The sequence below is a fragment of the Massilia sp. LXY-5 genome (assembly GCF_059801075.1).
In genome coordinates this window covers 672,449-698,162 of sequence record NZ_JBNNEH010000001.1, presented here as the reverse complement: position 1 = coordinate 698,162, position 25,714 = coordinate 672,449, and the positions used below count along the sequence as shown (strand labels likewise).

General features: G+C 64.2%; 25 protein-coding genes and 1 other RNA gene. 11 read left to right on the top strand and 15 right to left on the bottom strand.

Annotated features, from left to right (window positions below; translation table 11 throughout):
* The first annotated feature begins 48 nt into the window (after window positions 1-48).
* The 3 genes from ACI48I_RS03040 to ACI48I_RS03030 all read left to right on the top strand — a co-directional run bounded on the left by ACI48I_RS03040 (window position 49) and on the right by ACI48I_RS03030 (window position 2,265).
* The gene (locus ACI48I_RS03040) at window positions 49-474 is read left to right on the top strand and encodes a DNA polymerase III subunit chi (RefSeq protein WP_193688575.1); all 426 of its coding nucleotides are present in this window, start codon (window positions 49-51) and stop codon (window positions 472-474) included.
* A complete protein-coding gene (locus tag ACI48I_RS03035; protein WP_193688574.1) occupies window positions 471-842 on the top strand; it encodes a hypothetical protein in 372 nt (123 codons plus the stop codon). The genes ACI48I_RS03040 and ACI48I_RS03035 overlap by 4 nt, the downstream gene beginning before the upstream one ends.
* A 289-nt stretch (window positions 843-1,131) precedes the next feature.
* The gene (locus tag ACI48I_RS03030; RefSeq protein ID WP_193688573.1) at window positions 1,132-2,265 is read left to right on the top strand and encodes a branched-chain amino acid ABC transporter substrate-binding protein; all 1,134 of its coding nucleotides are present in this window, start codon (window positions 1,132-1,134) and stop codon (window positions 2,263-2,265) included.
* Window positions 2,266-2,381: 116 nt separating this feature from the next.
* On the opposite strand, the gene ACI48I_RS03025 is transcribed toward ACI48I_RS03030, so the two are convergent.
* The gene (locus ACI48I_RS03025) at window positions 2,382-2,690 is read right to left on the bottom strand and encodes a c-type cytochrome (RefSeq protein WP_193688572.1); all 309 of its coding nucleotides are present in this window, start codon (window positions 2,688-2,690) and stop codon (window positions 2,382-2,384) included.
* Window positions 2,691-2,863: 173 nt separating this feature from the next.
* Here ACI48I_RS03025 and ACI48I_RS03020 point away from each other — a divergent pair, with 173 nt between their 5' ends.
* Complete coding sequence (locus ACI48I_RS03020) at window positions 2,864-3,088, top strand: TIGR04438 family Trp-rich protein (protein ID WP_193688571.1); 225 nt, start codon at window positions 2,864-2,866, stop codon at window positions 3,086-3,088.
* A gap of 186 nt (window positions 3,089-3,274) precedes the next feature.
* Here the strand turns inward: ACI48I_RS03020 and ilvD are convergent, their stop codons facing one another.
* Window positions 3,275-4,960, bottom strand: coding sequence for a dihydroxy-acid dehydratase (gene ilvD, locus ACI48I_RS03015; protein ID WP_498573300.1), 1,686 nt, complete (start codon window positions 4,958-4,960; stop codon window positions 3,275-3,277).
* 126 nt (window positions 4,961-5,086) lie between these two features.
* On the opposite strand from ilvD, the gene ACI48I_RS03010 reads away from it, so the two are divergent.
* Window positions 5,087-5,977 (top strand): LysR family transcriptional regulator, encoded by an 891-nt coding sequence (locus ACI48I_RS03010; protein WP_498573299.1) that lies wholly within the window; start codon window positions 5,087-5,089, stop codon window positions 5,975-5,977.
* A 2-nt stretch (window positions 5,978-5,979) separates the two neighbouring features.
* Entirely contained in the window at window positions 5,980-6,789 is an 810-nt protein-coding gene (gene lgt / locus ACI48I_RS03005; protein WP_498573298.1) for a prolipoprotein diacylglyceryl transferase, read from the top strand.
* A 91-nt stretch (window positions 6,790-6,880) separates the two neighbouring features.
* On the opposite strand, the gene ACI48I_RS03000 is transcribed toward lgt, so the two are convergent.
* From ACI48I_RS03000 to ACI48I_RS02985, 4 genes are all read right to left on the bottom strand, one after another.
* Window positions 6,881-7,681, bottom strand: a complete 801-nt coding sequence (locus ACI48I_RS03000) for a sulfite exporter TauE/SafE family protein (RefSeq protein ID WP_193688567.1) — start codon at window positions 7,679-7,681, stop codon at window positions 6,881-6,883.
* A 133-nt stretch (window positions 7,682-7,814) separates the two neighbouring features.
* Window positions 7,815-10,040: a hybrid sensor histidine kinase/response regulator gene (locus tag ACI48I_RS02995; RefSeq protein WP_498573297.1), complete on the bottom strand. Its 2,226-nt coding sequence runs from the start codon at window positions 10,038-10,040 to the stop codon at window positions 7,815-7,817.
* Between the two features lie 26 nt (window positions 10,041-10,066).
* A complete protein-coding gene (locus ACI48I_RS02990) occupies window positions 10,067-12,976 on the bottom strand; it encodes a response regulator (protein WP_227496694.1) in 2,910 nt (969 codons plus the stop codon).
* Between the two features lie 126 nt (window positions 12,977-13,102).
* Window positions 13,103-14,761, bottom strand: coding sequence for a methyl-accepting chemotaxis protein (locus tag ACI48I_RS02985; RefSeq protein WP_498573296.1), 1,659 nt, complete (start codon window positions 14,759-14,761; stop codon window positions 13,103-13,105).
* 131 nt (window positions 14,762-14,892) lie between these two features.
* Here ACI48I_RS02985 and ACI48I_RS02980 point away from each other — a divergent pair, with 131 nt between their 5' ends.
* Window positions 14,893-15,714: an AraC family transcriptional regulator gene (locus ACI48I_RS02980; RefSeq protein ID WP_498573295.1), complete on the top strand. Its 822-nt coding sequence runs from the start codon at window positions 14,893-14,895 to the stop codon at window positions 15,712-15,714.
* A 22-nt stretch (window positions 15,715-15,736) separates the two neighbouring features.
* Here the strand turns inward: ACI48I_RS02980 and ACI48I_RS02975 are convergent, their stop codons facing one another.
* The 6 genes from ACI48I_RS02975 to ACI48I_RS02950 all read right to left on the bottom strand — a co-directional run bounded on the left by ACI48I_RS02975 (window position 15,737) and on the right by ACI48I_RS02950 (window position 17,878).
* The gene (locus tag ACI48I_RS02975) at window positions 15,737-16,135 is read right to left on the bottom strand and encodes a hypothetical protein (protein ID WP_498573294.1); all 399 of its coding nucleotides are present in this window, start codon (window positions 16,133-16,135) and stop codon (window positions 15,737-15,739) included.
* On the bottom strand, window positions 16,132-16,446 hold the full coding sequence (locus ACI48I_RS02970) for a metalloregulator ArsR/SmtB family transcription factor (protein ID WP_193688562.1): 315 nt from the start codon (window positions 16,444-16,446) through the stop codon (window positions 16,132-16,134). Before ACI48I_RS02970 ends, ACI48I_RS02975 begins: the two co-directional genes overlap by 4 nt.
* 65 nt (window positions 16,447-16,511) lie before the next feature.
* Window positions 16,512-16,979: an EVE domain-containing protein gene (locus tag ACI48I_RS02965; RefSeq protein ID WP_498573293.1), complete on the bottom strand. Its 468-nt coding sequence runs from the start codon at window positions 16,977-16,979 to the stop codon at window positions 16,512-16,514.
* Window positions 16,980-17,066: 87 nt separating this feature from the next.
* Window positions 17,067-17,248: non-coding RNA, 6S RNA (gene ssrS, locus ACI48I_RS02960), on the bottom strand.
* Window positions 17,249-17,294: 46 nt separating this feature from the next.
* Window positions 17,295-17,606, bottom strand: coding sequence for a cell division protein ZapA (locus tag ACI48I_RS02955; protein WP_193688560.1), 312 nt, complete (start codon window positions 17,604-17,606; stop codon window positions 17,295-17,297).
* A complete protein-coding gene (locus ACI48I_RS02950) occupies window positions 17,603-17,878 on the bottom strand; it encodes a hypothetical protein (RefSeq protein WP_193688559.1) in 276 nt (91 codons plus the stop codon). Before ACI48I_RS02950 ends, ACI48I_RS02955 begins: the two co-directional genes overlap by 4 nt.
* A 497-nt stretch (window positions 17,879-18,375) precedes the next feature.
* Here ACI48I_RS02950 and groES point away from each other — a divergent pair, with 497 nt between their 5' ends.
* The 3 genes from groES to ACI48I_RS02935 all read left to right on the top strand — a co-directional run bounded on the left by groES (window position 18,376) and on the right by ACI48I_RS02935 (window position 20,860).
* Window positions 18,376-18,666 (top strand): co-chaperone GroES, encoded by a 291-nt coding sequence (gene groES, locus ACI48I_RS02945; RefSeq protein WP_193688558.1) that lies wholly within the window; start codon window positions 18,376-18,378, stop codon window positions 18,664-18,666.
* A 35-nt stretch (window positions 18,667-18,701) separates the two neighbouring features.
* On the top strand, window positions 18,702-20,348 hold the full coding sequence (gene groL / locus ACI48I_RS02940; protein ID WP_193688557.1) for a chaperonin GroEL: 1,647 nt from the start codon (window positions 18,702-18,704) through the stop codon (window positions 20,346-20,348).
* A 92-nt stretch (window positions 20,349-20,440) separates the two neighbouring features.
* Window positions 20,441-20,860, top strand: coding sequence for a UPF0158 family protein (locus ACI48I_RS02935; protein WP_193688556.1), 420 nt, complete (start codon window positions 20,441-20,443; stop codon window positions 20,858-20,860).
* A gap of 77 nt (window positions 20,861-20,937) precedes the next feature.
* Here the strand turns inward: ACI48I_RS02935 and ACI48I_RS02930 are convergent, their stop codons facing one another.
* Entirely contained in the window at window positions 20,938-21,315 is a 378-nt protein-coding gene (locus ACI48I_RS02930) for a YfeK family protein (RefSeq protein WP_227496693.1), read from the bottom strand.
* 142 nt (window positions 21,316-21,457) lie between these two features.
* Here ACI48I_RS02930 and ACI48I_RS02925 point away from each other — a divergent pair, with 142 nt between their 5' ends.
* Entirely contained in the window at window positions 21,458-21,919 is a 462-nt protein-coding gene (locus ACI48I_RS02925) for a hypothetical protein (RefSeq protein ID WP_498573292.1), read from the top strand.
* 192 nt (window positions 21,920-22,111) lie between these two features.
* On the opposite strand, the gene ACI48I_RS02920 is transcribed toward ACI48I_RS02925, so the two are convergent.
* Together ACI48I_RS02920 and ACI48I_RS02915 are read right to left on the bottom strand one after the other, a co-directional pair.
* Entirely contained in the window at window positions 22,112-23,962 is a 1,851-nt protein-coding gene (locus ACI48I_RS02920; RefSeq protein ID WP_193688554.1) for a glucokinase, read from the bottom strand.
* Entirely contained in the window at window positions 23,962-25,590 is a 1,629-nt protein-coding gene (locus ACI48I_RS02915) for an alpha-glucosidase (RefSeq protein WP_498573291.1), read from the bottom strand. Before ACI48I_RS02915 ends, ACI48I_RS02920 begins: the two co-directional genes overlap by 1 nt.
* Between the last annotated feature and the right edge of the window lie 124 nt (window positions 25,591-25,714).

Here is a 25,714-nt window from a genome sequence, read left to right as displayed (position 1 = left end):
GCGATGCAAACCAACCACCGCCCGGCGGACCGGTTTACAATCTGGTCCATGACACGGATCGACTTCCACACCAATATTCCCGACAAGCTCGCCTACGCCTGCCGCCTGGCGCGCAAGGCGTATTCGGCGAAAGCAAAAATCGTCCTGCTGGCCGAGGACGCCGCCCAGGCCGCGGCCCTGAACGAGGCGCTGTGGACGCTGTCGAATATCGATTTCCTGCCGCACGTGATGGCGGGCGATCCGCTGGCGTCCGAAACGCCGATCATCATCACCGACAGCGAAGAAGCGGCGCTGCCGCATCATGAGATGCTGGTCAACCTCACGCGCCGCACGCCGAGCAATGTCGCCGAATTCGCGCGTGTCTTCGAGATCATCTCGAACGACGAGCTCGATGCCGCCGCCGGGCGCCAGCGCTATGTCGCCTATAAAAAGCAGTCCTATCCGCTGACCCACTTCGTCGCAGGACAATCATGAGCCAGAACCCCGCCTTCGATAGCAGCATTCCCGTGTTGACTGAAGTGGTGCTGGAGCCGATGGGTCCGGAGCCGACACCGGCCACGGACGCCGGCCAGGCCGAGGCGGAGGCGGCGATTGCGGTCGCCGAGGAACTGGCGGAAGCGGAGGCGCCTGCCGCCCTCCAGACGCAGCCGGAACCGGACTGGGACGAACTCGAAAGCCGCATCGTCGAACGGGTCGTGGCGCAGCTGCAGCCACAAATCGATGCCGTCGTACGCAATGCCCTCGCCTCCGCCGGCGACCAGATCCACATCGGCCTGCGCCAGGCAGTCGAACAGGTGGTGGCGCAGCAGGTCGCCGGCCTTCAGTTCGGCCAAAAAGCCTAGCGCACCGTAGGGTGGGCTCTCCGAGCCCACGCGTTACGTACCTGTCCTTTTGCTCGCACGTGTTGTACCGCGTGGGCACAGAGTGCCCACCCTACAACGCCTTGAATCGGTGCGCCGCAGCCTTCATCCCCCTCAAAGCGTGCGTCTTCTCCCTCCTGCGCACTACGCATGCCCACCCCGCGCAATACCGCTTTCCCTCCCTTCTGATTTGTTGTACCTTTGCTCTGCTTCAACTGGCGTACGCCGGCAGTGAACCGGGCGCCCGTCATCCCACCATTTTGGAGAACGTATGACCACCAAGCTCATTCCCCTTGCCATCGCGATGCTGATTGCCGGGAGCGCCAGCGCCCAGCAGGTCGTCAAGATCGGCCACGTCGGCCCGGTCTCGGGCCCGAATTCGCACCTCGGCAAGGACAACGAGAACGCCGCGCGCATGGCGATCGACGAGCTCAACGCAAAAGGCTTCACCATCAACGGCCAGAAGGTCACGCTGCAGCTGGTGGCCGAGGACGACGGCTCGGATCCGAAGCAAGGCACGGCCGTTGCGCAGAAGCTGGTCGACGCCAAGGTCAAGGGCGTCATCGGCCACCTGAACTCTGGCACCAGCGTGCCCGCGTCAAAAATCTACAACGACGCCGGCATCCCGCAGATTTCGCCGGCCACCACCGCCACCCAGTACACCAAACAGCGCTTCCCGGGCGCCTTCCGCGTCGTGGCGAATGATGCCAAGCTCGGCGGCACGCTGGGCAAGTATGCGGTCGATACCCTGAAAGCGAAGAACATCGCCGTCATCGACGACCGCACCACCTACGGCCAGGGCGTCGCCACCGAATTCGTGAAGGGCGCCAAGGGGCCGGGCGTGAAAATCGTCGGCAAGGAATTCACCAGCGCCACGGCCACCGACTACACGGCGATCCTGACCTCGATCCGCGCGAAGAAGCCGGACCTGGTCTTCTTCGGCGGCATGGATTCGGTCGGCGGCCCGATGCTGAAACAAATGAAGGCGCTCGGCATCGACGCGCGCTTCATGGGCGGCGACGGCATCTGCACCGAAGCACTCGGACGCCTGGCGGGCGATGCCGTCGGCGAAGGTAAAGTGATCTGCGCCGAAGCCGGCGGCGTCACCGGCGCCGAGCAGGAAAAAGTCATGAGCGACTTCCGCGCCCGCTTCAAGCAGAAGACCGGCATCGAGGTGCAGCTGTACGCGCCCTACGTCTACGACGCAGTGATGGTGATGGCGGCGGCGATGCAGAAGGCCAATTCGGCCGAGCCCGCCAAGTACCTGCCGGAACTCAAGAAGATCAAGTACAAGGGCGTGACCGGCGACATCGCCTTCGATGCCTCCGGCGACATCAACAATGGCGCCCTGACCCTGTACACGTTTAAAGGCGGCAAGCGCAGCAAGATGGATGTGATTCGCTGATCCGGTCCATCACCTCGCACAAACAAAAAGCGCGCCTGGCTGACGCCGGCGCGCTTTGTTTTTGCCTGCCGCGAAGCAGGCCGCGTTGTCGCTTGCTGGATCGCTTGCCTGGGCGATTACTTGGTCGACAGCACCCACTTCACCAGGCTGCGCGCTTCCGCTTCGCTCACCTGCGGGTTGGCCGGCATCGGGACCGGACCCCAGGAACCGGAGCCGCCTTTCATGACTTTGGCGACCAGTTTGTCTTCCGCGCCTTTTTGACCGGCATATTTCGCCGCCACGTCCTTGTAGGCAGGACCGACCAGTTTGGTACCGATTGCATGGCAAGCCATGCAATTCTTCGCTTTGGCCAGGTCGGCTTGCGCAAACGCGCTCGACGATGCCAGCACCGACAACACACCGCACAAGATCAGGGACCGTTTCATGTAACTCTCCATTTGTAATGCCTGCATTCTACCGTGTTTCCATTCAATGAATGCCCGCCGTCACACTCTGTAACCTCGCTTACGTTTTGAGGTTGCACGGTTTCCACGCTCCGGTCATATTTTGCCACAGAGCACTAATTTGTTTGTAAGATGGCCGGATTCTGGAGAATGTCATGCCCCTGATCCTGTTGATTGCCGCGCTGCTGGTGCTGCGCTTTTTTGAAGTCTGGAAGTTTGCCGAGCTGTCCTGGTGGTGGATCGTCGGGCTGATGGTGTTCGCGTTTATCTGGTTCGAGTACGTGGAAAAGCTGCTTGGGTGGGATAAGAAGAAGGCGCATGACGAGGACGACAAGCGGCGCAAGGCGCGCGTGAAGAATTCGTTCGACAAGCGCAAATAAGCTCGCCCGGAACGGTCGCGTAACGTAGGGTGGGCTCTCGAGCCCACGCGGTACCAGGCATGCGTATCGAAAATAATCCGATATAAACGTCGGGTGATCAAACGGCCGTTTTCAAATCATTCGTTTCGATGGATCGAGCGCCGGACCGCGTGGGCACAAGTACCCACCCTACGGTACGCGACCTTATTATCCCGTCACCGCGCCCTTGCTCGCACTCGACGCCAGCGCCGCAAACTTCGCCAGCACCCCGCGCGTATACCGCGGCGCCGGCCGCGTCCACGCGGCGCGGCGGCGGGCGATTTCCTCGTCCGGCACATTTAGCTGAATCAAGAGCTGGTTCGCATCGATCGTCACCGAATCCCCCTCCTCTACCAGCGCGATCGTCCCGCCCTCATAGGCTTCGGGCGCCACGTGTCCCACCACCATGCCCCAGGTGCCGCCCGAGAAGCGCCCGTCCGTGATCAAACCCACCGATTCGCCCAGTCCCTGGCCGATCAGCGCGCCCGTCGGCGCCAGCATTTCCGGCATGCCGGGGCCGCCCTTCGGTCCGAGATAACGCAGGACCAGCACGTCGCCGGGCTGGATGCGCTTGGCCATGATGGCGTCCATGGCCGAATACTCGTCGTCGAACACGCGCGCCGGGCCGGTGATGGCCGGGTTTTTCAGGCCGGTGATCTTGGCCACGCAGCCTTCCGGCGACAGGTTTCCCTTCAGGACCGCCAGGTGGCCCTGGGCGTACAGCGCCTGGTCGATCGGACGAATCACGTCCTGCCCGGCGGCCGGCGCGGATGGCACGTCCGCCAGTTCCTCGGCCAGCGTGCGCCCGGTAATCGTGATGCAGTCGCCATGCAGCAGGCCCGCGTCCAGCAGCAGCTTCATCACCTGCGGCACGCCGCCGGCCTTGTGCAGGTCGGTCGCGACGTACTGGCCCGAGGGCTTGAGGTTGCAGATCACCGGGACTTTACGGCGCACGGTCTCGAAATCGTCGAGCGTCCATTCGACCTCGGCCGCGTGAGCGATCGCCAGGTAGTGCAGCACGGCATTGGTCGAGCCGCCCGTTGCCATGATCAGCGACACCGCGTTCTCGATCGACTTGCGGGTGATGATGTCGCGCGGCTTCAGGTCGCGCTTCACCGCTTCGACCAGCACGCGCGCGGATTCGGCGCAGGAATCCACCTTTTCGTCGTCCGGATTCGCCATGGTCGACGAATACAGCAGCGACATCCCGAGCGCCTCGAAGGACGAAGACATCGTATTGGCCGTGTACATGCCGCCGCAGGACCCGGACGAGGGGCAGGCGTTTTTCTCGATCCCCTCGAAATCTTCCTGGCTCATGCGCCCGGCCGTGAATTCGCCGACCGCCTCGAAGCTCGATACGATGGTCAGATCCTTCCCCTTCCAGTGGCCCGGCTTGATCGTGCCGCCGTAGACATAGATGCCGGGAACGTTGGCGCGGGCCAGTGCGATCATCCCGCCCGGCATGTTCTTGTCGCAGCCGCCGATGACGACGACGCCGTCCATCCATTGTCCGTTGACGCAGGTTTCGATGCAGTCCGCGATGACCTCGCGCGAGATCAGCGAGAACTTCATGCCCTCCGTTCCCATCGACATGCCGTCGGAAATGGTCGGCGTGCCGAACACCTGCGGATTGGCGCCGTTCTCCCTGACGGTCGCAATCGCGATGTCGGCCAGCTTCTGCAGGCCGGAGTTACAAGGCGTAATCGTGGAATGGCCGTTCGCGATGCCGATCATCGGCTTGTCGAAGTCTTCCGCCTGATACCCCATCGCGTAATACATCGAGCGGTTCGGACTGCGGGCGACGCCTTCGGTGACGTTACGGGATCGGCGGTTGTAGCGCGGCTTCTCAAGCATGATGGACTCCTCGAAAGCAGTCTTGTCAGAATGCCTTGCGCGCCGGGGGCCGTCAATTGTAAGCTTCGCGTGCCTGTGATACGCCGAACATATCAGGCGACCCGCAACCCATGGAAACGCATATCGATGAACCTTGAACTGCGCCAGCTGCGCTATTTCCTGACGGTCGCCGAAGAACTCCACTTCGGCCGCGCCGCCGCTCGCCTGCACATGACCCAGCCGCCCTTGTCGCAGGCGATCGCCGCGCTCGAGGAAAGCCTGGGCGCGCCGCTGTTCCTGCGCAACCGCAGGCAGGTCGCCCTGACGGGCGCCGGCAGCGCCCTGCTGCCCGAGGCGCGCCGCTTGCTGGAAGGCGCGGCTGGCCTCCCCGAACTCGTGCGCCGCGCCGCCGCCGGCGAGTCGGGGCGCCTGGCCCTGTCCTTTGTCACCCCGGCCGACTACAGCGTCCTGCCGGGCTTGCTGCGCGACTACAGCACGGCCTATCCGAACGTCCAGCTGGTGCTGCAGGAGGCGACCACCGACCTGCAGATCGACGATTTATTGCACGAGCGCATAGACGCCGGCCTCGTCATTCCGCCGCTGTCGGACAAGGCGCAAGCCCAGCTCGACTACATGAAGGTACTGGAAGAGCCGCTGGTGATGTGCGCACCTGCGGGCACCCTCCCCGCAAGCAAAAAAAACGTCGACCTGAAAACGCTGCGCCACCTGCCTTTGATCATTTTCCCGCGCAAGAGCGCCCCTGCCCTGCACGACGCCATCCTCAGCTGCTTCCGCGAAGCGGGCCTCTCTCCCGAGGTCAAGCAGGAAGCGATCCAGATGCAGACCATCGTCAGCCTCGTCTCCGCGGGCATGGGCTTGGCACTTGTGCCACAATCCGTGTCGAACCTGATGCGCCCCGGCGTAGAATACCGTGCCCTGGCCGGCGCCACGCCGCAGGTCGAACTCGGCCTGGCCTGGCGCCGCGACAATACATCGCCGGTGCTGAGGGGATTTTTAGAATTAGCGAGGAAAACTTAATTATGCTGGTACACCCGAATCCGGACCCGATCGCCTTTTCCATCGGCCCGGTGGACATCCACTGGTATGGCCTGATGTATGTGGTCGCGTTCGGCCTGTTCCTGCTGCTCGGTCGCGTGCGCATCAGGCAGCCCCACATTGCCGCGCAGGGCTGGAAGGCCGAGGACCTGGACGACATGCTGTTCTACGGCATGCTCGGGGTCGTGATCGGCGGGCGCCTGGGCGAGGTGCTGTTCTACCAGCCGGCCCATTTCCTGGCCCACCCGCTCGAGATTTTCCAGGTCTGGAAAGGCGGCATGTCCTTCCACGGCGGTTTTATCGGCGTGCTGATCGCGATGGCCCTGTGGGCGCGGAAAGCAAAGCGCAACCTGCTCGACGTGTATGACTTCATTGCCCCGATGGTCCCGCTCGGCTATGCCGCCGGCCGCCTGGGCAATTTCATCAACCACGAACTGCCGGGCCGCCTGGCCGACCCGAGCCTGCCGTGGGCGATGATCTGGCCAGGCGTCGAAGGTCCGCGCCACCCGTCGCCGATTTACCAGATGCTGGTCGACGGCATCCTCGTGTTCCTGATCCTGTGGCCGTTTGCACGCAAGGCGCGTCCACGGCTGGCGGTGGGCGCGATGTTCACCCTGCTGTACGGCTGCGCGCGCTTCTTCACCGAATGGTTCCGCGTGCCGGACTGGGAAACGACGGTTGCCGGCCTGCCGATCACCTCGGGCCAGGTGCTGTCGCTGCCGATGATCGTCGCGGCGCTGATCATGCTGGCCTGGGCCTATTCGCGCGAAGGCAAGCAGGCGGTGCGGGTGTAAATGCAGGGTGGGCGCCATACGCGCGTGCGTTGAACGCGTGGGCGGCGTTCACGCTGCGCGCCCTTCACGCTTCGGAGTTTAGCCGCCCACCCTACAAAGCTTTCCAGAACATGTACGCGGCAAGCGCATACAGGATCACCGCAAACACCTTCTGCAACTGGCGCACCGGCATCCGGTGCGCCGTTCTCGCCCCCAGCGGCGCCATCGTCACGCTCGCCGCGACGATGATCAGCAAAGCCGGCACATAGATGAAGCCGAGCGAATATTGGGGCAGCCCCGGCTCGCCCCAGCCATAAAATACATTCGCCAGCGTGCCTGCGAACGCGATCGGAAACCCGAGCGCGGCGCTGGTGGCCACCGCATTGTGGATGCGGACGTTACACCAGGTCATGAAGGGCACCGAGACAAAGCCGCCCCCTGCTCCCACCAGGCCCGCCAGGATCCCGATCACGCCGCCCGCGGCGAACATGCCGGTCGTGCCGGGTAAATCGCGCGCCGCGGCCGGCTTCCTGTTGACCAGCATTTGCGTGGCCGAAAACGCGACGAAGGCGCCAAAGAACCAGGACAGCGTCGCCGTATTCATCTGCTTGCCGATCCAGGGCCCGATGGTCGAGCCGACCAGGATCCCCGGCGCCAGCAAGGCGACGATGCGCCAGACCACCGCGCCGTGCTTGTGGTGCGCGCGCACCGAGGACAGGGAGGTGAAGACGATGGTGGCGAGCGAGGTGGCAATTGCCATGTGGACGACGAGCGACTCGGGAACGCCGCGCGCCGCAAGCACGGCGCTGATGAAGGGCACCAGGATCATGCCGCCGCCAATGCCGAGCAGGCCGGCCGCGAAACCGCCGAAGCAGCCCATGGCCAGCAGGGCCAGGATCATCATCGGGTCCATGGGCCCTCCGCGCGCGGGCGAGCGGACGCTCGCGGATGATCGTGCGCCGCGCAGGAGGCGCCTGCGGCAGTGTAAAACGTGAACGTGGGTGCCATCGGCCAGCCTTGCTTATCGAACGGATGAGACAGGCATACTAGCCGAATGTCGGCGCGGCCGCTGCGCTCGATCGATTGATCGCCGCAACCAGCGCTTCGACCGGGACCGGTTTGGTGAAGTGGCCGTCGAACCCGGCCGCGAGGGCCTTGTCGCGGTCCGCCGCCTGGCCGTAACCGGTGACCGCGAACAGCTGGATGCCAGCCGTCGCGGGCAGGCTTCTCAGGGTGCGGGCCACCTCGAATCCCGAGATGTCGGGAAGGTCGATGTCGACGAGGGCAACCTGAGGCAGATGCGTTGATGCGGCCGCGATACCTGCCTGGCCGTTCTCCGCCACCTGGACGGTGAACCCATGCTGGGACAGCATCAGGAACATCGCCTCGCGCACATCGCGGTTGTCTTCGATGACGAGGACCCGCGCGCTGCCGGTCCTCGCGCCTGCCGCCGGCGGTGCTTCCACGGCCGGCAGCGCAGCGGCCAGGGGAAAGCGCAGGGTGAAGACGCTGCCCTGGTTCAGTCCAGGGCTGTGCGCCTCCAGCGTGGCGCCCTGCTGGCGGGCCAGCGCGCTGACGACGGCCAGGCCGATGCCCAGCCCGCCCTTGGAGCGGTTGACGACCTGGCCCTGGACGAAGACATCGAAGGCCCTGGCGAGCAGCTCCGGCGACAGGCCGATGCCGCTGTCGGCCACCTCCAGTACCGCGTTGCCGTCTTCGGTGCGCAGCCTGACCTCGACCTGCCCTCCCTCCGGGGTGTACTTCAGCGCATTGTCGACCAGGTTGGCGATCATCTGTTCCAGCCGGGTCGGGTCGGACTCGATCATCGCCGGCGCCAGCTGCGCGCTCAAGCGGTGCGAGCTGGCTGCGCCGCGCGCCTCGAACGAGGCCAGGCAGGCCTCGACCGCCGCTTTCAGGTCGAGCGGCGTGCGCGCCAGCGTGATCTTGCCGTTGAGGATGCGGTGGGCGTCGAGGAGCTCGTCGACGAGGTGGGTCAGGTGCCGGGTCTGGCGCCCGATGATCGCCTTGACGTTGGCGCTGCGGCCGGCATCGAGGTTCGGCAGGTTCAGCATCGCGACGCCGGAAGCGATCGCGGCCAGCGGGTTGCGCAATTCGTGACCGAGCATGGCCAGGAACTCGTCCTTCGCCCGGTTCTGGTCTTCCGCCACCTTTTGCGCCTGCTCGGCCTGCACGCGGGCATGCTTCGCCTCTTCCAGGCTCTGCTGCCTGGTCGTTTCGCCGGCGACGAGCAGGTGGCCGGCGCGGTGCAGCGCCATCTGCAGCCGGTTCATTTCCTCGACGCGAAGATCGGCGACAGGGGGCACCTGGTAGGCGGGCAGCATTTCGGCGGCCGCCGACGCCTGGTCGATGGCGCCGATCAGGCGCCGCCCGAACAGCACCGCGCCGCCGATGGCGCACAGGAGCGCGGTCAGGAACCCGGCCGCGGTCAGCGCCACGGTATGCACCGCGGTCTGCTCGATCTCGTCGACCGGCACGCCGACGCCGACCGACCAGCCGGTCATGGCCGAACGTTCCCAGGCGCCGTACATTTCCACGCCGTCGCGCGTATAGGCGCGCGAAATCCCTTCGAAGCCGGACAGGATCGTTTTGAGCCGTTCGTTGCGCGGCGGCTGGCCGACGAACTTTTCCGGGTTGATATTGCGGGCGATCGTGATGCCCTGCCTGTCGAACACGGAGATCAGCCAGGAGCGCGGAATGTCCTTGGCAAGCAGCAAGCGGTCCAGGTGCTCGGAAAACATCCATTCGTCCACGACGAAACGGCGCCCGTCCGCGATCGTGACGGGATACTCGACGCTGACCACGAACTTTCCGGTCGCCCGTCCCTTGATGAGGCCGCTGTAGACGGGCTTGCCGCTCTCCACGACTTGCTTCACACGGGCGACGGCGGCGGCGTCGGGCGCGCCAATGCGGGTGCCGTAGGGACGGACCGTGTTGAATATTTGCTGCCCGTGTTCGTCGAGCAGCGCCGCGTTGATGTCGCGGCCGCGGTTGGAGGCGCGGGCCTGCTCGTAGAAAGCTTCGAAATTGCCCTCGTTCAGGTTACGCGAAGTACTCAGGGCCTGCGCCGTCGCCATCGCGAAAGTCATTTCGCGGTCCATGATGTTGACCGAGGCGCGCGCCAGTTCCTGCATGCTGCGCAGCGCCGCCTTGCGCTCGGCGGTGAGCAGCACGTTGAGCACGACGAGCGAAAACAGGACGGTCGGCACGAGGATGGCCGACACCAGCAAAGCGATATGCGACCTGACCTTCATGGTGTCCGATCAATAATAGGTGTGGGTCATGCGAGGATACGCTTGAGGTCGGACGGAGAGAAGGGCTTGGGCAAGGTGATGGCGCCCAGGGCCTTCGCTTCGTCCAGGTGTCCATAGCCGCTCGCGATCACGATCTTCAGTTCCGGCTGGCACGATTTCGCACGGCGGGCCAGTTCGATCCCGTCCATGCCGGGCAGGTCGTAATCGGTGATGAGCACGTCGTAATGGTTGCGTCCGAGCATGGCGAGCGCGTCGGCCGCATTGCTCGTGCCGTCGACGCGCTGGTTGAGCATTTCGAGCAGCGCACAGGTCGTGGCCAGCAAATCCGGATCGTCGTCGATGAACAGGACACGCCTGGTCGCGCCCACGCTTTCCAGGGGCGCCTCCTGCGCCGCCCGGCCTGCCTGGGCCTGCTCGCTGGACAGCAGCTGGCGCAGCTTGCGTGCCAGCTGGTCGCGCGCATACGGTTTCGAGAGCAGCTGCACGCCGGCATCGAGCTTGCCGTCGTGGACGATGGCGTTCTGGGTGTAGCCCGAGGTGAACAGGACCGCGATGTCCGGATGGATCAGGCGTGCCTGGCGCGCCAGCTCCGGACTGCGCAGCTGGCCCGGCATGACCACGTCGGTGAACAGCAGGTCGATCGGCACGCCGCTGCTGAGGATCGCCAGCGCGGCGGCGGCATGATCGGCCTTCATCACCTTGTAGCCCAGGCTGCGCAGCATTTCGACGACGGTTGCCTGGACCGCCAGGTCATCCTCGACCACGAGGATGGTTTCGTTGCCGCCCATGACCGGGCCGCTCTTGACGACCGGCTCGCTGGCCTCCGCTTTATACGAGCGCGGGAAATACATCTTGATGGTCGTGCCGTGCCCGACCTCGGTATAGATCTGGAAGTGGCCGCCGGTCTGCTTGACAAAGCCATAGGCCATCGACAGGCCCAGCCCGGTGCCGTGGCCTTCGGGCTTGGTCGTGAAGAAGGGTTCGCAGGCCCGTTCGAGCACCTCGCGCGTCATGCCGGAACCGTTGTCGGAAATCGCGATCAGGACATACTGGCCCGGCGCGAGATCGTGCTGGCTGGCCACATAGTCGTCGTCGAGCATGGCGTTGCCCAGTTCGATCGTCAGCTTGCCGCCCGACGGCATGGCGTCGCGCGCATTGATCGCCAGGTTCAGGATCACGTTCTCGAGCTGGTAAGGGTCGACGCAGGTGTTCCACAGGCCGCCGCCGCGGATCGTTTCCACGGCAATCGTCTCGCCCAGCGCCCTGCGCAGCAGCTCATCCATCTGCTGCACTACCCGCGCCGGACTGATCACGACCGGCTGCAGGGGCTGGCGACGGGCAAACGCAAGCAGCTGCGCGGCCAGCTTCGCGCCGCGCTCGACCGCGCCGAGCGCGGTATCGACGTGCTTGAGCGGGAGCTGTTCGCGCACGCTGCTGTCGCGCAGCAGCTGCAGGTTGCCGCCGATGACCTGGAGAATATTATTGAAGTCATGGGCTACCCCGCCCGTCAATTTGCCGATGGCCTCGAGTTTTTGCGAGTGCTGCAGCGCCGCCTGCGCCGACTGCAGTTCGGTGGTGCGTTCCTCGACCAGGCTCTCCAGTTCCTTCTGGTATTTCTGCACCTCGTCCATGGCCTGCTTCTGCTTCGTGACGTCGCTGCCCTGCACGAAGATCCCGGTCGACTGGCCCTGCGCATCCAGGATCGGCTGGTAGATAAAGTCGACGAAATGCGTGACGATCTTGCCGGGCACGTCCTGCAGTTCGAGCTGCACGCTCTGGCCAACCACGGGCGTTGCGGTTTGATACACCTTGTCGAGCAGCTCGAAAAAGCCCTGGCCTTCCACCTCCGGCAAGGCATCGCGGACGTCTTTCCCGATCAGGTCGCGCTCGCCGGTGAGCTTGCGGTAGGCGCCGTTGGCCAGTTCGAAGACATGCGCCGGCCCTTTCAGCACGCAGATGAAACCGGGCGCCTGCTCGAACAGGCTCTGGAAAAAGGTATTACTCAGCTGCAGCGCATCGGCACGGGCAAGCGCCCGGCGCGCATCCTCGAGGGCGCTGGTGCGGTCCAGGATGGTCTGCTCGAGCTCGCTCTGCTTTTGTACCAGGGAACGCGCATTGATGACCTGCTCGGTCACGTCGCTGCCCTGGGAGAAAATCCCCAGCACGCTGCCGTTCTCGTCGAAGATGGGCTGGTAGACGAAGTCGATATAGCTGGCGACTGCCGCGCCGTCCGGGCGGTGCACGGTGAGCGGCACGCCGCGGCCCACGTGCGGCTGGCCCGACTGGTACACGTCGTCGAGCAGCTCGAAGAAGCCCTGGCCCGCGAGCTCCGGCAAGGCCTCGCGCACGGGTTTGCCGATGATGTCGCGGTGGCCAGCCAGCCGGTGGTGCGCTTCGTTCTGCAATTCGTAGACATGCGTCGGGCCGCGGAAGAAGCAAACGAAGCCCGGCGCCTGCTCGACCAGGCGCAGCAGGTGCTTGCTTTGTTCGGTACGCGCCTGCAGCAACGCATCCTGGGCCCGCTGTTCGCGCTCGCGTGCGTCGCGCGCCTTGGTGACGTCGCGCGTCACCTTGCCGAAACCGATCAGGGAACCATCGTCGTCGTAGAGCGGATCGATCACCACGTGCGCCCAGAACCGGGTGCCGTCCTTGCGCACGCGCCAGCCGGTGGCTTCGAAGACGCCGGCCGCCTGCGCGGTGGCCAGCGCCTGGCGCGGGACCCCGGCCAGGCGGTCTTCCTCCGTATAGAAGCATTCGAAGGCGTGGCCGATGATCTCGTCGGCCGTATAGCCCTTGGCGCGCTGGGCGCCGGCATTCCACGTCGCCACGCGTCCATCCGGAGACAGCATGAAGATAGCGAAATCCCGTATTTTGGCGACGAGGGTGGAAGTCAGGTTGGCTTCCAGTGTGGCGAGCGAGGGCGATGCCGTGGACATTGAAGAATCCGACGAGAGAAAGCGTGGATTCTATGTCAAACAGTGAATTGTTGCCGTTCTTCACGTGCAACTATTTGCGCCAGACGGCGGGCGCTCCCCCACCGTCCGCCAGCGCGGCGACGCGCTTCAGAACGCGGCCCACTCCGCCCGGGTGGCGGCGCTTCCCAGCTTCGGATACGCGGCAGCCGGACGCACTCCGGGACGCCGCTCATGCACAGCGTGGCCGAGCTTGAAAACGCTGACCCGCTGCACCAGCCCGGCCGCGCTGTCCTGCAGCGACTGTGCGGCGCCGGCCGCCTCTTCGACCAGGGCGGCATTCTGCTGGGTGACCTGATCCATCTGGCTGACGGCCTCGTGGATCTGTTCGATGCCTGCGCTCTGCTCGCTCGTCGCCGCCGTGATCTCCTCCATGATGGCGGCCACGCGACGTACGCTATGGACGATTTCTTCCATTGTCGTGCCTGCCTGATTGACCAGGCGGCTGCCGCTGTCGACTTTCTCGACCGAGTCGGTGATCAAGGCCTTGATTTCCTTTGCCGCGCCGGCCGAGCGCTGGGCGAGACTGCGTACTTCGGAGGCGACGACGGCAAAGCCGCGGCCCTGTTCGCCGGCACGGGCGGCCTCGACGGCGGCGTTCAGCGCCAGGATGTTCGTCTGGAACGCGATGCCGTCGATGACGGCAATGATGTCGACGATCTTGCGCGCCGAATCGTTGATGGCGCCCATCGTACCGACGACCTCGCGCACCACGGCGCCGCCGCGCGTGGCCACATCCGAGGCCGAGGCCGCCAGGCCGTTGGCCTGGCGCGCATTGTCCGCGTTCTGGCGCACCGTCGTGGTGAGCTCCTCCACCGACGCGGCCGTTTCCTCGATCGAGCTGGCCTGCTGTTCGGTACGCGAAGACAGGTCCATGTTGCCGGCGGCGATCTGGCTTGAGGCCGTGGCGATGACGTCGCTGCCGCTGCGCACCTCGCCCACGATGCCGGCCAGGCTGGTGTTCATGTCGCGCAAGGCGCCGAGCAGCTGGCCGAATTCGTTGCGTGTATCGACCACGATCTGCGCGCTCAGGTCGCCGCCGGCGACGCGCCGCGCCAGGTCGACCGCGGTGCCGAGCGGACGGGTAATGGCCGCGACCAGGTACAGCGTAGCCGCAACGGCGAGCAGGACGGCGAACGCGATGGCACCGACAATCAGGCGGTTCAGGCTGCGCAGTTCGGCATGGAGTGCCTCGCTCTCGTGGACGTTGCGCGTGCTCATGTAATCCTGCAGGGCCTTGTAGGCTTGCTGGCCCTTCAGGTAGCTCGGGTTGACCTGGCGGATCAGGATCTCCTGCGCCTTGTCCCAATCGCCGCCCTCGAGCGCGCGCGCGGCGTTGCCGATCAGCTCGACGCCAAATTCCTGGCTGTCCTGGCGCCAGCGGGCGACGGCTGCTCGCGTTTCGGGCCTGCGCAAGGAATCGAGCAGCTTGTCGCGCTCCGCCAGCAGCGCGGCCGTGTTGCTGTTGATATTGTTGAAGTGGTTTGCCAGGGGGTGGTCATGCATGACAGCATATTTGCTGTCGGGATTGTGCTGGAGCGCCTGCAGCAGCTGGCTGCGATTGGTTTCCATGCGGTGCACCATGCTTGCCAGGGCGAGCTGCTGGTTGGCAGTGCGCAAGGTCGAGTTCTCGAGCAATTCGACCGCACGCTGGGTCGAGAAATAACCGAGGCCGCCAACGGCGAGGGTCACGGCAATCAGTGCGCTGGTCACCGTTGCGATGAGGTATTTGATCCGGAGGTTTTTCATGACAGTAGAGTGGACAGAAAGCGGCGGGCTGCCGGCAAAGCGTTGCATTTTCGACGAATTTGACGATAATTTCCACACGGAAACTACGCAAATCGTCCAGAATACGCGGCTCTGCGTCGAACTTTATTGAAATGGACAAACTGTCATCCTTGCTGGGTCGCCAGGCATTCAGCGCCCGCATCTTCTACAACGGTCCGTTTTGCGACGCCAACCAGTTCCATGAGAATGGCAGTGCCGGCCACCTGCATCTGGTGCGCCAGGGGCCGGTCGAGTTCGTGCACGACGATGGCGCGCTCCTGCGCATCGACCTGCCTTCGCTGGTTTTTTATCCGCACGGCACCAACCATCGCTTGCAGGTTCCCGCCGGGCACACTGCCCTGCTGCTGTGCGCCGACATCGTCTTCGAAGGGGGCAAGGCCAATCCGCTGGTCCGGGTGCTGCCCGGCTGCCTGCATATGCCGCTGGCCGAGATCGCTGGGCTGGGGCCGACACTCGATCTGCTGTTCGGCGAGGCGGCAGGCACGGCGCCCGGCCGCGAATTGATCCTGGACCGGCTGTGCGATGTGTTGCTGGTCCAGGTAGTGCGCCGCGAATTCGACAACGGAAAATTGTCGCTGGGCTTGTTGGCCGGCCTGGCGGACCGCCAGGTGTCGGCGGCGCTGACGGCGATCCACGAGCGCCCGCACGAGCTGTGGACCCTTGCCGCACTGGCCAGGCTCGCCGGCATGTCGCGCGCCAGCTTCGTGGAACATTTCCGCGAGGTGATGGGGATTCCGCCCGGCGAATATCTCAGCCGCTGGCGCATCGCCCTCGGCGGCAGGCTGCTGCGCCAGGGCATGCCGGTCAAACTCGTCAGCAGCCGCACGGGCTATACGAGTCCGTCCACGTTTACGCGCGCCTTTACTGCGCAGATGGGTGCTTCGCCGCGCGAATGGCTGAAGCGGGCCGCCTGAGTTGCCTGAGGCGGCGCCCTCCTCAACCGCGGGCGGCCGCCGAACCGGCGCCGAAGCAGCGCCACAGGGCCGCGGCCAGCGCCACGACCAGCACGCCACCGCCGAGCAGGTGCGCGGAGGCCAGCGGCGCGAACAGCATGGCCAGCATGTAGCCGAGTCCGCCCAGCACCAGGCTCCAGCCAGCGAAGCGGCGCGCCGCCTGCTCGGCCTGGGGCGAGCAGCGCAAGCGCGCCAGCGCCGTCAGCGATTTCGGAATCGCGTTCGCGTAGAACACCACGACAAAGCCGAGCAAGGCACCGGTCAGGCGTTGCGACCACTCGAGCGACAAGTGTTCCGGCGCGGCCCATTTCAGGGCTGCGCACGCGCCGACGATCATTACCGCACCAAGCAAGGCACGGCCCAGCGGGAAAGTGCTTTTCATGACTTCTCCTCGTTCGATCCGACATCGAGATGGCCGGGTTGCGGCCGCGTGACCTGCAATCCAAACGTCTGGGCAAAGGCAAGCAAGGCCTCTTCCAGCACCGACAGCTTCAAGCGGTACGTAACCGTGCGCCCCTGCTTGTCGGCCTCGATCAGGCCGGCGTTGACGAGCACGGCGAAGTGCGCCGACATGGTCGGCTTGGAAACGTCGAACATCGCCGCCAATTCTCCCGCACCGATGGGCCCGGCCTGCAGCAGCTGCAACACCTTGCGGCGGGTCGGATCGGAGAGGGCTTTGAATACGGTGCTCATGGAATCGATTATTAGCTAACCATCGAACTATTGCAAGCGCTTTCGCGCACCGAACCGCAAGCTCCTCAATCTTTCGTGCGCATGAATTCCAGGATCGCATTCCACTGCCCGCTCGTCACCGGCGAAATGGAAAGGCGGCTGCCTTTCTGCAGCAGGACCATGTCTTCCAATACGGGCATGGCGCGCATCTCGGCCAGCGTCAAATAGCGCCCCTTTTCTTTCGCCTGGACGTCGACCGATATCCAGCGCGGCTGCGCCTGTGTCGCTTTCGGGTCGAAGTATTTGCCGGCACTGTCGAATTGGGTAGCGTCGGGATAAGGGCCGCTCGCCACTTCCGCTATTCCCGCGACACCGGGAACGGCGCAACTGGAGTGATAAAACAGGATGCCGTCGCCGATTTGCATGGCGTCGCGCATGAAATTGCGGGCCTGATAGTTTCTTACGCCGAACCAGGCGACGGTCTGGCCCGGTGCGGCGAGAACGTCGTCGAAACTGACTTCATCGGGCTCGGATTTCATCAACCAGTAGCGCATCGGATCTCCTGAAAAAAAAGCAGGCCGATAAAACCTGCGCGCGTAAAAAAGCGGCTGCGTGCTTTTGCTCGCAACCGCTTCATGGAATGTAGCCCCGCCTGTGCCGTTTTTTGCCGGCATCCCGAACCTGATGGCTCAAGGTGGTCACAGTCAGTTCAATTTCGGGTTCGTCGAACTAGCGACGCTCACGCCCATCAAACACTATCCCGCAACCTATGCATGTAAATGGTTCAAGGAATATATGGCAATCTCGAACACCGCAGGGTGCCTCGCAGTTTACTCGCTTGAACCGTCATGTCAAACGAATTTGCCCGGTCAGGACAAATTTTCCTGCGGCGCCAGGGTGTGGTCGAGGACCTTGTGCATCGCTTCGAGTTTTTGTTTCACTTCGAGCATCGTCATGTCCGACAGCGGTCCCTGCGGCGACTTCACCGAGAGGAATTCCGCGGCCACGCTGAGCGCGGCCATGACCGCGATGCGGTCGTTGCCCTTGACCTTGCCCGAATCGCGCAGCGCGGTCATCTTGCCGTCGAGATAGCGCACGGCATCGCGCAGCGTCGCCTGTTCGCCTTCCTTGCAGGCCAGGCGGTAAGGCTGGCCCATGATCGTCACATCCAGGTAAATCATCGGGCAGCCTCGGCATCCAGGGGTTCGGCGGCGTCTGCCGCGCTCTCTTCCGCGCTACCTTCCGCGTCTTCCGCTTCTTCCGGCGCAGGCAATTGCTCGATCACGGCTTCGACCTTGTGCTGGACCTCGACAAGGCGTTCGACGAGCGCCATGTTCACTTCGTTCAGTAACAGGTTGGTCTGGCGCAGTTGCGCATTCTCGCTGCGCAGCGACACGACCAGCTCGGCGAGCCGCTCGATTTTGTCGGATAGGTCTTGGAATTCGGAAATCATTCGTAACTATAGGTCTGTTCTGGTTAGACAGTCAACAGGAGAGCACAGCCTGCGCCCTGCCCGGCGGGGACCATAGTGTATAGCGTCGCGGCGGGTAGCCGCGCGCGGCAAGGCTTATCTGGCTGCATTTCGGTAGCAGCGCTGCGCCTGCATATCCGGAAGCGCAGTCCTTATCGCCTTCCATCCCCTCGTTTGACACCGATCAATTCCCCACCAACAGTGCGTCAGCCGTCTTGGCATCGGTGCTAGTCTCTCCGCTCCGTACCTGCGCCGGCCACGGCCCAGCAAGCTGCCGCGTCATCCCGGCAGTTGAGGCAAAACAAGCTCTTGCAATTTATTTTGCAACATCGCCGCTTGAAATACCCTGATGTCGTCCCTATAATTAGCACTCGTTAGATGAGAGTGCTAACAACCTCTTTCAAAGCTGCGGCGCAGTATGCGACGCGGCAAACAACGCAAACAAAGCTAGTCCAAACCACTGAATAAAGGAGTTTTGCATGAACCTTCGCCCTCTGCACGATCGCGTTATCGTGAAGCGTCTCGACCAGGAAACCAAGACTGCCTCCGGCCTGATCATCCCTGATGCAGCCGCCGAGAAGCCGGACCAGGGCGAGATCCTCGCCGTCGGCAATGGCAAAGTCCAGGACAACGGCACGCTGCGTGCACTGGAAGTCCAGGTTGGCGACCGCGTCCTGTTCGGCAAGTACTCGGGCCAGACCGTCAAGGTCGACGGCCAGGAACTGCTGGTGATGCGCGAAGAAGACATCATGGCCGTGCTGGTCAAGTAATCCTCCCCTCAGAATATCTCTCGGAGAAATAAAAAATGGCAGCTAAAGAAGTAATTTTCGGCGACGCAGCGCGCGCCAAGATGGTTGAAGGCGTCAACATCCTCGCCAATGCAGTCAAGGTCACCCTGGGTCCTAAAGGCCGCAACGTCGTGCTGGACCGCTCGTTCGGCGCCCCGACCGTCACCAAGGACGGCGTCTCGGTCGCGAAAGAGATCGAACTCAAAGACAAGCTCATGAACATGGGCGCGCAGATGGTCAAGGAAGTCGCTTCGAAGACCAGCGACAACGCCGGCGACGGCACCACCACCGCGACCGTGCTGGCACAAGCCATCGTCCGCGAAGGCATGAAGTTCGTTGCCGCCGGCATGAACCCGATGGACCTGAAGCGCGGCATCGACAAGGCAGTTGCTGCCACCGTCGAAGAGCTGGCCAAGATCTCCAAGCCATGCACCACCTCGAAAGAAATCGCCCAGGTCGGCGCGATCTCGGCCAACTCGGACTACTCGATCGGCGAGCGCATCGCTGAAGCGATGGAAAAAGTCGGCAAAGAAGGCGTCATCACCGTCGAAGACGGCAAGTCGCTGAACGACGAACTCGACATCGTCGAAGGCATGCAGTTCGACCGCGGCTACCTGTCGCCTTACTTCATTAACAACCCGGACAAGCAAGTCGCCATCCACGACAATCCGTTCGTTCTGCTGTGCGACAAGAAGATCTCGAACATCCGTGACCTGCTGCCGGTACTGGAGCAAGTTGCAAAGGCCGGCCGTCCGCTGGTGATCGTCGCCGAAGACATCGAAGGCGAAGCGCTGGCGACCCTGGTCGTCAACAACATCCGCGGCATCCTGAAGACCGTTGCCGTCAAGGCGCCTGGCTTCGGCGACCGTCGCAAGGCCATGCTGGAAGACATCGCTGTCCTGACCGGCGGCCAGGTGATCGCGGAAGAAGTCGGCCTGACCCTGGAAAAGGTCACGCTGGCTGAACTCGGCCAGGCCAAGCGTATCGAAGTCGGCAAGGAAAACACCATCATCATCGACGGTGCAGGTTCGGCTGAAAACATCGAAGCGCGCGTCAAGATGGTCCGCGTCCAGATCGAAGAAGCGACCTCGGACTACGATCGCGAAAAGCTGCAAGAGCGCGTGGCCAAGCTGGCCGGCGGCGTTGCCGTGATCAAGGTCGGCGCTGCCACCGAAGTCGAAATGAAGGAAAAGAAAGCACGCGTGGAAGACGCGCTGCACGCCACCCGCGCAGCCGTTGAAGAAGGCATCGTGCCAGGCGGCGGCGTCGCCCTGCTGCGTGCCCGCGCCAACCTGCAAGTCAAGGGCGACAACCCTGACCAGGAAGCCGGCATCAAGATCGTCCTGCGCGCAATGGAAGAGCCGCTGCGCATGATCGTCCAGAACGCAGGCGAAGAAGCATCGGTCGTCGTCTCGGCAGTGCTGGGCGGCACCGGCAACTACGGCTACAACGCCGCCAACGGCACCTACGGCGACATGGTCGAAATGGGCGTGCTGGACCCAGCCAAGGTCACCCGCTCGGCACTGCAAAACGCAGCGTCGATCGCCGGCCTGATGCTGACCACCGACTGCATGGTGTCGGAACTGGCTGAAGACAAGCCAGCCGGCGGCATGGGCGGCATGGGTGGTATGGGCGGCATGGGCGGTATGGACGGCATGATGTAATGTCCTTGGGCGCCGGTTCGCCGGCGCCCTGCTGCAGTTTGAAAAGCCCGCACGGTTCGCGCCTTGCGGGCTTTTACTTTTGGGAGATTGCGATGCCTGTCGTGAATGCGGAAGACCTCGAGGATGCGGTATTGATTGTGTCGGAGCCGGGAACCCCGGACAAAGCCTGGGTATCCCTCGATACGGGCCAGGTGCACATCCGCTCGGAGATGGTCGATGGGGAACTGGCGTCCCTGCCGGACGATATCGATACCTCGGAGCGCTACATTTCCGTGCCACACATGAGCGAGCTCGATCTCGGGCTGGAACTGGTGTTCGATTTCGCCGACGCAGCGATGGCTGACGATGCCGATCGCGTACGCCAGATGTTCAAGCGTTCGGATGCGTATCGCCATTTCAGCGAACTGGTCGAGGAGCGTGGCCTGACGGAGCGCTGGCATGACTTCCGCGAGGCGCAGACGCGGGCGGTGCTGGCGGGGTGGTGCGAGGAGAACGGTTTGCAGTTGGGCTAGCATCCGCGTGGGCATGCCCACGCATGTGCGGCTGCAAACCGTTCGCGTGAAAACACTGCCCGGGACCGGCGCACGATTTACTGGCTCGCCTTCCCCCGAAACCGCTTCAACTCCTCCTTCATATACACCGCGCTGGCCACCGCCTTCCCTCCCCCGCACTTCACGAGATACGGCTTGCCGCTCATGCTGCTCTGCGTCGCTCCACGCTCGATGAACGACTCCGCGTTCGTGACCAGGTCGCGCTTGACGAGGTAGTCGTACTTCTTCTGCAGATGCGCACGCGCCTCCGACCCGTCGTGCCAGCTGCCGTTGCGGTTGAACTGGCAGCCCGGCGTCGCCACGTAGTCGAGCAGGTGCGCAATCTCGGCCTGCGCCTTCGGTTCCGGCGCCGCAAGCGCCGCGCCGTGCAGGGTGGCGACCAGCAGCATGGCGCCCGCAAATCGAAATACGGTCATCGTGTTTCCTCCGGGGTGGCAAACGAACATGCGACGAGTCTAGCACCCCACACCGGGAAGCGTCCGTCAGGCCGGCATGCCGAGATTGCCCGGCATCTACACATCGGCTAGTATGGCCGCACGTTTTCCACGAGGTTCCATCATGATTTCACGCGGCGCACAGTTGCTGAGTTTCTCCCTGCTGGCCGCGGCCCTGCTCGCCGGCTGCAAGGACAGGCAGCCGCCGGCCGCGCCGCCGCAGCCGGCCAAGCCCATCGTGCAGCAGAAGGCCGAACCGGCCGTCACGCGCGAACAGGCGATGGCCGCACTGCTGGCGCTGCCGGAAGTGAAGGCCTGGTCGCAGGACATCGAAAAGCGCTCGCGCGGCAAGGCGCACGGGGCCGTGATCGAAGACGACCCGACACCGCGCGTCATCAACGGCACGTCGTACTGGCAGCTGAGTTTTGTCGAGAACCGTGCGGACAAGGTGCAGCGGCGCGAGAGTTTTCTGGTGGCGAAAACGGGCGAGCAGATTCTGGTGGACGACACGGCGAACGATACGGTGGTGTCGCTCGACGAGTGGCGGCGCGGGATTCGGCGGGTGGAGACCAAATCGGCGGAATGAAGTTGCGCTACGCGCAATCGACAACATCGTTAACGGACGCGTAACGCAGGGTGGGCTCTTGAGCCCACGCGGTCGAACGATGAAGCAGTCGACACGAGTACCGACATCTTTTCGCGCGCGTGAGCGATGGTGTTGAAGCCGCATCGACGCACATGTCAGACCGCGTGGGCACAAGTGCCCACCCTACGTTACTCAACTGTCCAGGTGTGAAATCAAGAGCCTGCGCTGCTCCACATCGCCTTCTCGCCCATTGTGCGCATCGACCGACAAGCCCACCGCCATGATGTCGATGAACAGCAGCTGCAGGATCCGCGAAATCATCGACAGGAACACCGTGCTGTCCTCGGCGTGATCGACCGCCAGGCACACGCTGGCCTTGCGTGCGAGCGGCGACTGGCTGTTGCCGATGGCGATGACGTCGGCGCCGCGCGAACGGGCGATGTCGACCGCCTGCAGCAGCTCCGGCAAGCGCCCCGAATTCGAGATCGCGATCACCACGTCGCCCGGCCCGAGCAGATCCGCCGCCAGCGCGAACAGGTGCGAGTCGCCATACAGCGCGGTCGGAATCCGGAAGCGGAAGAATTTATGCTGGCCGTCGAGCGCCACCACGCGCGCATTGCCCAGCGCGTAGAACTCGACCCGGCGTGCGCGGCTCACCAGCTCGATCGCACGGTCCAGCGTGTGCACGTCGAGCCCGTCGCGGAATTTCAAAATCGCCGACACGGTGTTGTCGATCACCTTCGCCGACAGGTCATGCGTGCTGTCGCTGTTCCTCACCTGGCTGTGGCGCACCGGGATCGCACCGGTCAGGCTGCTCGCGAACTTCAGTTTGAAATCGGCCAGGCCGAGGAAGCCGAGCGAGCGGCAGAAGCGGATCACGGTCGGCTGCGAGACTTCCGCACCGCGCGCGATATCCGCGATCGGTTCGTTCAGCACCAGGCGCGGCTGCTCGAGCACGAGCGTCGCCACGCGCTGCTCGGCGGGCGTGAGTTCGTGGCGCAGCCCCTTGATGCGGTCCATCAGCGTGTTGGCGCCGCTGCGTCCGCGCAGGTGTTCGGAGAGGATGGTCGCGACCCCGTGGAAGGCGGGATTCGGCGTCGTGATGACATAGGTGGGAATGTCGGCCAGGTAGTGCGAGAAGCGTCCCTTGGCCTCGAAGCGCGCGCGGAAGGGAGAGCGTGCGAACCACTCCCCCATGCGCGGCACGATGCCGCCGCCAATAAAAATGCCGCCGAAGGCGCCCAGGGTCACGGCGAGATTCGCCGCCGCGGCGCCCAGCATGCCGCAGAAGACTTCCAGCACCTCGATGCACAGGGCATCGTTTTCATCCAGGCCCGCGGCCAGGATGTCGGCGGCCGTACGGCCTGGGGCCTGCACGCCATTGCGCAAGGCCAGCGCCTCGTGGATCAATTCCATGCCGGGCCCGGAAATCAGGCGCTCGTTCGACACGTGCTGCCAGGCGCGCCAGGCGTGCCGCAGGATCGCGAACTCGCGCTCGTCGCCGGGCGCGAAGTTCACGTGGCCGCCTTCGCTGCCCAGGGTGACGAAGCCGTCGCTCGTGGGAATCAGGCCCGAGACGCCGAGGCCCGTTCCCGGCCCCAGCACGCCGATGACGGCATTCGCCGCCGGCTTGCCGCCGCCGACCTGCAGCAGGTCGGCAGGCAGCAGCACGGGAATGGCCATCGCCAGCGCCGTGAAATCGTTCACCACCAGCAGCGTCGACAGGCCCAGCTCGCGCCGCACCGCCTCGGTCGAGAATTCCCAGGCGCGGTTCGTCATGCGTACCTGGTCGCCGTTGACGGGATTGGCCACCGCAAAGGCGGCGTGCTGCAGGTTCAGGTCGAGGTGGTCGCGCAGGTAGAAGCGCACCAGCGAATCGACACCGTCGAACTCCTCGCACTTCAACACGGCCACATGGCGGAAGGTGCCGGGCGCCGTCTGCAGTGCGAAGCGCGCGTGCGTGGCGCCGATATCGGCCAGCAGGCGCGGGCCGTCGGCGAACGCGGTGCGCTCGAACTTCTCGGCGTCGGGCGCGTTGCCCATCAGGCGAGCGTACCGAACCAGGCGCCGTAAGCCGGCAGCGTGACGCGGCCGTTTGCCGCTTCGCCCGGCAGGCCGTGGCCTTCCAGGTCGTGAGCGCCCGCCGTCTCCGGCCAGGCTATCGTTACCGGCACGTTCGACAGGTTGAAGGCGGCCAGCACGGTCGCTTCACCGTCCAGGGTGCGCCGCAGCGCCAGCACCGGCTCCGGCGCATCGAAGAAGGAGATGTCGCCGCGCGTCAGCTGCGGCAGCTTCTGGCGCCAGTGAATGATGCGGCGTGCCGCGTTCAAGGCCGATGCGGAGTCGAACTCCTGCTGCGACACGGACGCGGCAAGATGCGGCACCGCGACCGGCAGCCAGGGCGTGCCGGTGGTGAAGCCGGCGTTGGGCGCGGCATTCGTCCACGGCATCGGGGTGCGGCAGCCGTCGCGGCCCTTGAATTCCGGCCAGAATGTGATGCCGTACGGGTCCTGCAGCAGTTCATACGGCACGTCCGCTTCCGGCAGCGCCAGTTCGTCGCCCTGGTACAGGCAAGGCGTGCCTTTCAGGGACAGCTGCATCGCCAGCACCATCGCCGCGAACGCCGCTGGCGCATCCTCGCCGCGCCAGCGCGTGACGACGCGGATCGCATCGTGGTTACCGACCGACCAGGACGCCCAGCCGCCTTTGACGCGCGCTTCGAATTCCTCGACCTGGGTGCGGATGTGCGCGGCCGTGAACTGCGGCGTGAGCAGGTTGAAACTGTAGGCCATGTGCAGCTTGTCGCCGTCGGCCGTGTACTCGGCCATGCAGGCCAGGGCGTCGTCGGCACCGACTTCGCCGATCGAGACGGCGCTGTATTCGTTCAGCAGCGCGCGGATCTGCTGCAGGAAGGCGATGTTTTCCGGACGCGTCTTGTCGTAGATGTGGGACTGCATGCCGTAGGGGTTGACGTCGGTGACCGAGGCCGTGTCGCGGGTGGTCGCCGGCGGGTTGCTGCGCAGCTGGGTGTCGTGGAAGTGGTAGTTGCAGGCGTCCATGCGCACGCCGTCGACGCCGCGCTCGAGCCAGAAGCGCAGCGCGTCCAGGTGGGCCTTCTGCACGTCCGGGTTATGGAAGTTCAATTGCGGCTGGCTGACCAGGAAGTTGTGCATGTAGTACTGCTTGCGGCGCGTGTCCCACTGCCAGGCGGAGCCGCCGAAGACCGACATCCAGTTGTTCGGCGGGTTGCCGTCCGGGGCAGCGTCGGCCCAGACATACCAGTCGGCCTTCGGGTTGTCGCGGCTGGAGCGGCTCTCGGCGAACCACGGGTGCGCATCGGCCGTGTGCGCCATCACCTGGTCGATCATGATTTTCAGGCCGAGCGAATGCGCCTTGGCGACCATCGCGTCGAAGTCGGCCAGGGTGCCGAACAGCGGATCGACGTCGCAGTAGTCGGAGATGTCGTAACCGAAGTCCTTCATCGGCGACTTGAAGTAAGGGGACAGCCAGACGATGTTCACGCCCAGGCTCGCGATGTAGTCGAGCTTCGCGGTGATGCCGGGGATGTCGCCCACGCCGTCGCCGTTCGTGTCGAGGTAGCTGCGCGGGTACACCTGGTAGATGATGGCTTCGCGCCACCAGTCATTGTTGTGCGTGGAGGTCTGGGTCATGACGAGGTCCGGTTGGTGGTTTTTACGCAATATACAGCAGCTTTTTCAATTTTACAATCCGCACCCAGCTGCATTTTTCATGCATATTTCCTTTGTATTCAAAGACTTAAATAAAAATACCAGC